This is a genomic window from Acidovorax sp. HMWF018 (assembly GCF_003061035.1).
GTDB classification, from domain to species: Bacteria; Pseudomonadota; Gammaproteobacteria; order Burkholderiales; family Burkholderiaceae_C; genus Acidovorax; species Acidovorax delafieldii.
On the sequence record NZ_QAIM01000548.1, the window covers coordinates 1 to 7,848 of the forward strand.

A 7,848-nucleotide genomic window follows, 5' to 3' on the forward strand; every position below is an offset into this window, starting at 1 on the left:
GGGCCACCACAGGGCGCGCTGGGGCAGCAGTTGCAATGCGGTGCCGCAGGGCAGGGCAATGGCGTGCGCACCGATGGGGGGCGTAGGGACAGCCCGCGTGCCGAGGGCTGCGGTGTGAAGGGGGAGCGTGGTCATCGTGCTCAGAATCCGTGGCGTCTGCGGGTGCGGCGGGGGGTGTCCCCGCCCGCTGCACGGCGCGCGCGTTGTGTGCGGGCGCCGGAGCTATCGGGCAGGTCCCACGCCATATCTGTGGACTGCACCGCGTGCTGCGCCAGGTGGGTGCCCGTGGTCGCGTCGGCCGCCTGCTCCAGCGCCTGCACCATGCGCGCCAGACGGTCGGCCAGGGTCTCGGTGCTCAGGCGCTCGCGAAAGCGCTCCACCATCAGCGGCAGGGCAAACGGGGTGGGGCGCTCCAGGGCATGAATGGACAGGGTCTGCGCCTGCATGCCGCGCAGCGTGCGGGCCAGTCGCTCCATGTCCAGCTCGTTCGCCAGCAGCTCGGCGCGTGCCTGGGCCAGCAGCAGGTTGTCGGGGTCGTACTGGGCAAACACGTCGTAATACAGCGACGACGAGGCCTGCAGCTGGCGGCTGCTGCGCTGCTCGCCCGGGTGGCTCTGAAAGATCAGGCCCGCGATGCGCGCGATCTCGCGAAAGCGCCTGCGCGCCATCTCGGTGGCGTTCAGGCTGGCCAGCACTTCGTCTTCGAGCCCGCGACCGATGGTGGTGTGTGTGCCTTCGCCAATCAGCCGCGGCAGCAGCGTGGCCCAGTCCACCGGCTTGGCCGACAGCAGCTCCAGCCCATAGTCGTTGACCGCGATGGAGAAGGTGTTGGGCACCTGCTGCGATGCGCGCCAGCCCAGCAGCCCGGCCAGGCCCAGGTGCACCAGGCGCCCCGCCAGCGGGTACAGGTACAGGTGCCAGCCCTCGCGCGTGTGCAGGGTTTCGGCCACCAGGCGGCCCGGGGTGGGCAGGGCCGACCAGGCCTGCTGCAGCTCCAGCAATGGCCGGGCGCAGCGCATCTCGGGCGTGGCGAACTGGCCGCGCTCCGCCTGCGCCAGCTGTTCCAGCATCGCATCGGCCAGCGTGTTCGACAGCGGCATGCGCCCGCCGCTCCAGCGCGGCAGCGCAGCGCTGCCCCTGGGGGCGATGCGCACATAGGCCGTCATCTGCTGGGTGCGCACCAGCTCCAGCAGCCGGCCTGCAAACATGAACACATCGCCCTTGCGCAGCCGGGCGATGAAGCTCTCTTCCACCGACCCCAGGCGCCCGCCGCTCACGAACTGCACCTGCATGCTGGCGTCGCTCACGATGGTGCCGATGTTGCTGCGGTGGCGGCGCGCCAGGCGCGCATCGGGCACGCGCCAGATACCTTCGTCGTCGGGCACCACGCGGTGAAAGTCCGGGTAGGTGGCCAGCGATGCGCCGCCCTGGCGCACGAACTGCAGCGCCCATTGCCAGTCGTTGTCGGCCAAGGCAGCGTAGGCGGGTGCGCGGCGCACCTCGGCCAGCAGCGCATCGGGCACAAAGCCGCCGCCCAGCGCCACGGTGACCAGGTGCTGCACCAGCACATCGAGCGGCGCACGCGGCGTGTGCCGGTCTTCAATGCGGCCCTGCGCCAGTGCGTGGCGCGCAGCGGCTGCCTCCACCAGCTCCAGGCTGTGCGTGGGCACCAGCGTGATGCTGGAGCTGCGCCCCGGCGCATGGCCCGAGCGGCCCGCACGCTGCACCAGCCGCGCCACGCCCTTGGCCGAACCGATCTGCAGCACCTGCTCCACCGGCAAAAAGTCCACGCCCAGGTCCAGGCTCGATGTGCACACCACGGCCTTGAGCTGCCCGGCCTTCAGGCCGTGCTCCACCCAGTTGCGCACCTCATGCCCCAGCGACCCATGGTGCAGCGCAATGGTGCCGGCCCAGTCGGGCCGTGCCTCCAGCAGCGCCTGGTACCAGCGCTCCGCCTGAGACCGGGTGTTGGTGAACACCAAGGTGGACGCTGCCGCTTCGATCGACTGCACCACCTGCGGCAGCAGGCTCAGCCCCATGTGGCCCGCCCACGCAAAGCGGTCGGCACGCGCAGGCAGCATCACCTGCACCTCCAGCCGCTTGTCGATACGGCCCTGCACCAGCACGGCTGGCGGTGGTTGTGGCGCACTCGCGCTGGGCACGGGCTGCGGCAGCAAGGTGTGCAGGGCCTCGTCCAGGTTGCCCAGCGTGGCCGACATGCCCCACACCTGCAGCGCCGGGTTCCAGCCCGACAGGCGCGCCAGCGCCAGCTGCACCTGCACGCCGCGTTTGTTGCCCACCAGCTCGTGCCACTCATCCACCACCACCAGGCGCACGCTGGCCAAGCGCTCGCTCGCATCGGCGCGGGCCAGCAGCAGCGACACGCTTTCGGGTGTGGTCACCAGCAGCGTGGGCAGACGGCGGTCTTGCGCAGCGCGCTCGCCGCTGGCCGTGTCGCCGGTGCGCAGGCCGCTGGTCCAGGTGGGGGCCAGATCGGGCAGCGGTGCCTGCAGGGCGCGCAGCGAATCGGCAGCGAGTGCACGCATGGGCGTGATCCACAGCACGGTGAGGGGTGGTGCCGCAGCGCGGCGCGTGCGCAGGGCGGTGCGGGCGTTGGGGGCTTCTTCGGGCGCTGGTGCAGCATCGGCCCACGCCAAGTGCTGCAGCGCGCCCAGCCACACCGCATAGGTCTTGCCCGCGCCCGTGGTGGCGTGCAACAGGCCCGAGCGGCCCTCGCCCATCGCGCGCCACACGTCTTGCTGGAAGCCGAAGGGCTGCCACCCGCGCGCCGCCATCCAGGCGGCTGGGGCACTCGGTGCCACCGGGGGCAGGGGCTTGCGCGGGCGGCGTGTCGTGCTCATATGGCCGCGTCCTGCCCCGGCAGCAGTGCCATCAGCGTTTGCAAGGTATCGGCCTCGGCCACGGGTTTGTCTTGCCGCCAGCGCAGCATGCGCGGAAAGCGCACCGCAATGCCGCTCTTGTGGCGCGGGCTGCGCGCAATGCCTTCGAAGCCCAGCTCAAACACCAGCGTCGCGTCCACGCTGCGCACGGGCCCAAAGCTCTCGCGCGTGGTCTTGCGGATGATGGCATCCACCTGCGCAATCTCGGCATCCGTCAGGCCCGAATAGGCCTTGGCAAAAGGCACCAGTTGCCGGTCCGGGTCGTCCTGCGGCCCGGTCCACACGGCAAAGGTGTAGTCGGTGTAGAGGCTTGCGCGGCGGCCGTGGCCGCGCTGGGCGTAGATGAGCACCGCGTCCACGCTCATGGGGTCGATCTTCCACTTCCACCACACGCCCACATCCTTGGTGCGGCCCACGCCATAGTGGGCGCTGCGGTGCTTGAGCATGAAGCCCTCGGTGCCCATGCTGCGCGCGGCCTCGCGCTGGCGTGCCAGGTCTTGCCAGTCGGTACCTTGCAGCACTGCGCTCAGGCGCAGGGCCTTGTGGGGCGGGGGAGCGATGGCGGTGTCATCGGGTTGCTGCAGCATGGCCTCAAGCAGCGCGCGGCGTTCCTGCTGGGTCTGCGTGCGTACATCCTGCCCTGCGTGCTCCAGCAGGTCGTAGACCACCAGCACCACAGGCAGCTCGCGCAGCAGCTTGGGGGTCAGCGTCTTGCGACCCAGGCGCTTTTGCAGGTCGGCAAAGGGGCGGGGCTGGGGCTCGCCCGGCAGCCACACCAGGATCTCGCCATCGACCACTGTGCCGTCAGGGAGCTGCTCCATCGCGGCCTCGGCCAGTTCGGGGAAGCGGTCGGTCACCAGCTCTTCGCCGCGTGACCAGATCCACACCGCACCGCCCCGGCGCACGATCTGCGCGCGGATGCCGTCCCACTTCCATTCCACCAGCCAGTCACCGGGCGTGCCCAGCAGTGCAGGCATCTCGGCCACGGGCTGGTTGAACGGGTGGGCCAGGAAGAACGGGTAGGGCTGGCCTGCATCGGCAGCATCCTGCGTACTGGCATCGTCGTCCACCGGCGCGATCAGCGCCTGGTAGTCGCTGGCCTGCGGTTGCCGGCCGATCTGTGTGTAGCCCATCAGCCGGTGGGCGATGCGCTTGGGGTCCAGCGCGCTCACCGTGGCCAGCGCCTGCGTCACCTGCAGGCGCGACACCCCCACGCGGAAGTTGCCGGTGATGAGCTTGAAGTACACAAAGCGCTGCTCCGGCGCCAGCATGTTCCATTGCGTGCGCAGACGGGTATCGGCGTCACCCTGCGGCAGGGCGCGCAGGGGCAGCAGCTGAGCCATCCATTCGGCCAGTGTCAGCTCGGTGGGCTGGGTGGGCAGCGGCAGCAGCAGCGCCAGCGTTTCGGCCAGGTCGCCCACGGCCTGGTAGCTTTCTTCAAACAGCCACTCGGGCAGGCCAGCGGCCTCTTGCGCCAGCGCTTTCAGGCGCTTGGTGGGCACCATCTGGCGGGGTTTGCCGCCTGCGAGAAAGTACGTGGCCCAGGCTGCATCGGCGGGCGGTGCCACGCGCAGGTAAGCCACCAGTGCCGCGAGTTTGGCCGACTGCGCGGTGGTGGCGTCGAGCGCCTGGAACAGCTGGGCAAAGGCCTTCATGCGGCTGCCTCAGGTGTGGGTGTGCTGCCTGGCACCTCAGGCGCCGCCCCTGCATCATCCTCGTTGTCATCGGCGCCGTATTCGGTCGCAAACACCTGGGCGTCCAGCCCTTGCTCGCACAGCCAGCGCACCATCACGGCCGTGCTGCCGTGCGTCACGATGACGCGCTCCGCGCCCGTGGCGCCAATGGCTTTTTGCAAGCTGGGCCAGTCGGCGTGGTCGCTCATCACAAAGCCCCGGTCCACCCCCCGGCGTCGGCGTGCGCCGCGCACCAGCATCCAGCCGCTGGCAAACGCGTCGGAGTGTTCGCCAAACCGCTTGAGCCAGGGTGTGCCCGCTGCCGAGGGCGGCGCCAGCACCAGCGCGCGTTTCAGGTCGGCCTTGGTGAGGCCAGGGTCCGTCACGCGTAGCGTGGGCGGCAGGTCCACGCCCGCCGCGCGATACACGGCGTTGAGCGGCTCCACCGCCCCATGCACCACGATGGGCCCGAAGCTGGCGTCCACCCCATGCAGCAGCCGCTGCGCCTTGCCGAAGGCGTAGGCATACAGCACGCTGGCCTCGCCCGCCGCTGCATTGGCAGCCCACCAGGCATTGATGTCGGCAAACAGCGTGGGCTGCGACGGCCAGCGGTAGATCGGCAGGCCAAAGGTGGACTCGGTGATGAAGGTGTGGCAGCGCACCGGCTCGAAGGGCGGGCAGGTGCCATCGTCTTCCAGCTTGTAGTCGCCCGAGGCCACCCACACCTGGCCGCCTTGTTCGACGCGCACCTGGGCCGACCCCAGCACATGCCCGGCCGGGTGCAGCGAAACGCGCACGCCATGGTGGTTGATGACCTCGCCGTAGGCCAGCGTCTGCAGCGCGATGTCCGCCCCCAGCCGGTTGCGCAGCGTGCCCGCGCTGTCGTGGTGCGCCAGGTAGTGGGCCGAGCCCATGCGTGCGTGGTCTGAGTGGGCATGCGTGATCACGGCCCGCTCCACCGGCCGCCAGGGGTCGATGTAGAAGTCGCCAGGCGGGCAGTACAGGCCTTCGGGGCGGTGGACGATCAATTCGTTGCAGGACATGCGTGTGGCATCGTAGGCGGCAAGGCAAAGCCGGTGGAGCTGCCCGGGTTTGCCCGGTGGGGTGTTGCAGGCACTTTTGACGTCCAATCTGCCACAAGCGCCGGTATTGCATGTCTCATTTGCTATCAATAATGAAGCATATTGACCTGTTGGGCCGTGCCGCTCAATGCGCGTCCCTGCCCATCATCCCGCCATCGGTTGCGCCGTCTGCAGGACTGCGCCGCGTTCTGCGCAAGGTCGGCTGTCTTTACGGCAGAAAACCACGCCCGTACGATGGCGGTCGCCTGCGGCCCAGATCCGCAGCCAGGGACTCATCCATGCACTTGTATCCGTCGTATCGGTCGCTTTTTGTCGTGCTCTACGGCCCGGTTTTGGGCCTCGTGGCCGCATCAGCCGCTGCCCAGGTCTCTCCGGGCGCCGCGCCGCGCACCAACGCCTTCAACGACCCCTTCGTCCAGGTCACCCAAGCCATCCCGCAATGCCCCGTGCCCGAAGGGCCTCTGTACACCGAGGCCGAGGTGCGCGAACTGGCGCATGTGCGCTCTCAGCATGGCGGCAGCTGCCACCGCGTGGGGCGCTGTCGCCTGCCCAACTCCTACCTGTACGACGCCGAGATCATCCCGCGCGTGCAGCGCTACATCCAGCAGGACGGCCGCTTTGACGACACCAGCGTGTGGGTGCTGGGCGAGCGGCGGCTGGTGACGCTCAAGGGCTGCGTGCAGTCGCAAGCGCAGTCTGATGCGCTGGAGAAGGCTGTGTGGCTGGTAGACGATGTATTGGGGGTGATCAACCTGCTGCAGGTGGGGACGGATGCGGCGGCGGCGCGGTACCCGTTGCTCAGACCTTGACGGCGCTCTGAACAAGGGCAGGCTGCGCTTCAGTCGAAATGGGTGATTGAGAAACGCACTGTCGCCTGGCCGTTGTTCTTAGGCAGTGCATGCATACCCAATACAACCAAGTCTCCTCGTGCCGACCGGTATTGCACTTCACGGAGGGTAGGCACCACCGTACTCAGGTTGGTGCTGTATGCGGGTGTGGGGTCCGTGCCGTCATGGGATGCTGTGGAGTGCTGCAGCCCCTGGCCCAAGAGTTGAGCATCCAAGGCATTCCAGACCCGCTCGCCTGCGCCAGCTGCCGTGGTGAAGCCAAGCTGCGATTGCGGCGGCTTGTTGCCATCGCCCACCGATCCGAAGTATTCCTGATCCTCTGCACCCTCCGGTACTCCCAGGCTTCGAATCAATCGCGATATGCCCGCGTAGTAAACAGGAGATCTGGGCTGCGCCACGAAATCCTCCATAGAAAACATGTAGCCGATGGTGATGAGCAGGCCACACAGGGCGGCGAAGGCTACACCCGCCAGGGAAGAAAGGATCACGGTTCGGATGGAGGTGCGGCTCATAGGGCAGATCGTTGGGCACTGGATTGTGGTGCTGAGCAACGTGTCCTACCGGGATTTCCATGGTCTCCAGACCCATTCATGTGCTGCAAAGTGTTGCCTTTCATTCACGAGGAGTTATCTGTGCAGCTGCTGTCTTCCCCGCTTTTATCTAGATACCTGCCAGCCGTGTCCATCGCCGCTGTGGCACTGCTCCCCTGCCTGCTGCCCAACTATGCCTGGGCCAAACCCTTCAAGTGGTCCGGCTCCAGCGACATCCAGACCATGGACATCCATTCGCAGAACAGCGCTCTGGGCAACGGCATCCATGCGGCGGTGTACGAGTCGCTGGTCATGTTCAACAGCCGCACGCTCAGGGTGGAGCCGCTGCTGGCCACGTCGTGGCAGCAGGTCAGCCCCACGCAGATGCGCTTCAAGCTGCGCCAGGGCGTGAAGTTCAGTGACGGCTCTGCCATGACGGCGGACGACGTCGTGTATTCGCTGCAGCGTGCGATGAGCAAGACCTCCACCTACGCCATCTACACCCAGGGCATGGACCGCATTGCCAAGGTGGATGGCGAGACCATCGACATCTTTCTGAAGAACCCCAACCCGGTGCTGCTCAACCAGCTGACCGAGCTGCGCGTGATGAGCAAGGCCTGGGCCGAGAAGAACAACGCGGTGGAGCCCAAGGACATCAAGGCCAAGGACGAGACCTATTCGCACCGCAACGCCATGGGGACAGGACCGTACGTGCTCAAGGAATGGGTGCCCGACCAGAAGATTGTGTTCGCTGCCAATCCGGGCTGGTGGAATGCGGGCAAGGCGGAAGGCAACGTGACCGAGATCACCTATCT

At 67.8% G+C, this 7,848-nt stretch carries 6 protein-coding genes; 2 read left to right on the top strand and 4 right to left on the bottom strand.

Annotation, left to right across the window (positions count from 1 at the left end; genetic code table 11):
- Positions 1-140: 140 nt before the first annotated feature.
- From DBR23_RS23275 to DBR23_RS23285, 3 genes are read right to left on the bottom strand one after another with little or no spacing between them, the layout of a single operon-like run.
- Complete coding sequence (locus DBR23_RS23275) at positions 141-2,861, bottom strand: ligase-associated DNA damage response DEXH box helicase (RefSeq protein ID WP_108499735.1); 2,721 nt, start codon at positions 2,859-2,861, stop codon at positions 141-143.
- The gene (locus DBR23_RS23280; RefSeq protein WP_108499736.1) at positions 2,858-4,555 is read right to left on the bottom strand and encodes an ATP-dependent DNA ligase; all 1,698 of its coding nucleotides are present in this window, start codon (positions 4,553-4,555) and stop codon (positions 2,858-2,860) included. Before DBR23_RS23280 ends, DBR23_RS23275 begins: the two co-directional genes overlap by 4 nt.
- Positions 4,552-5,616 carry a ligase-associated DNA damage response exonuclease gene (locus DBR23_RS23285; protein WP_108499739.1) on the bottom strand — a complete coding sequence of 355 codons (1,065 nt, stop codon included), beginning with the start codon at positions 5,614-5,616 and terminating at the stop codon, positions 4,552-4,554. Before DBR23_RS23285 ends, DBR23_RS23280 begins: the two co-directional genes overlap by 4 nt.
- 317 nt (positions 5,617-5,933) lie before the next feature.
- On the opposite strand from DBR23_RS23285, the gene DBR23_RS23290 reads away from it, so the two are divergent.
- Positions 5,934-6,464 (top strand): BON domain-containing protein, encoded by a 531-nt coding sequence (locus DBR23_RS23290; protein WP_108499737.1) that lies wholly within the window; start codon positions 5,934-5,936, stop codon positions 6,462-6,464.
- A 29-nt stretch (positions 6,465-6,493) separates the two neighbouring features.
- Here DBR23_RS23290 and DBR23_RS23295 read toward each other — a convergent pair whose 3' ends face one another.
- Complete coding sequence (locus DBR23_RS23295; protein ID WP_146191424.1) at positions 6,494-7,015, bottom strand: hypothetical protein; 522 nt, start codon at positions 7,013-7,015, stop codon at positions 6,494-6,496.
- Between the two features lie 261 nt (positions 7,016-7,276).
- Here DBR23_RS23295 and DBR23_RS23300 point away from each other — a divergent pair.
- Positions 7,277-7,848: ABC transporter substrate-binding protein (locus DBR23_RS23300; protein ID WP_233250696.1), on the top strand; the 572-nt coding region annotated here is incomplete at its 3' end.

What these genes read in the sequence shown, in the direction of transcription:
- DBR23_RS23290 (WP_108499737.1), top strand. Translation starts at nt 5,934, where the DNA reads ATGCACTTGTATCCGTCGTATCGGTCGCTTTTTGTCGTGCTCTACGGC.
- DBR23_RS23275 (WP_108499735.1), bottom strand. Translation starts at nt 2,861, where the DNA reads ATGAGCACGACACGCCGCCCGCGCAAGCCCCTGCCCCCGGTGGCACCG.
- DBR23_RS23280 (WP_108499736.1), bottom strand. Translation starts at nt 4,555, where the DNA reads ATGAAGGCCTTTGCCCAGCTGTTCCAGGCGCTCGACGCCACCACCGCG.
- DBR23_RS23295 (WP_146191424.1), bottom strand. Translation starts at nt 7,015, where the DNA reads ATGAGCCGCACCTCCATCCGAACCGTGATCCTTTCTTCCCTGGCGGGT.
- DBR23_RS23285 (WP_108499739.1), bottom strand. Translation starts at nt 5,616, where the DNA reads ATGTCCTGCAACGAATTGATCGTCCACCGCCCCGAAGGCCTGTACTGC.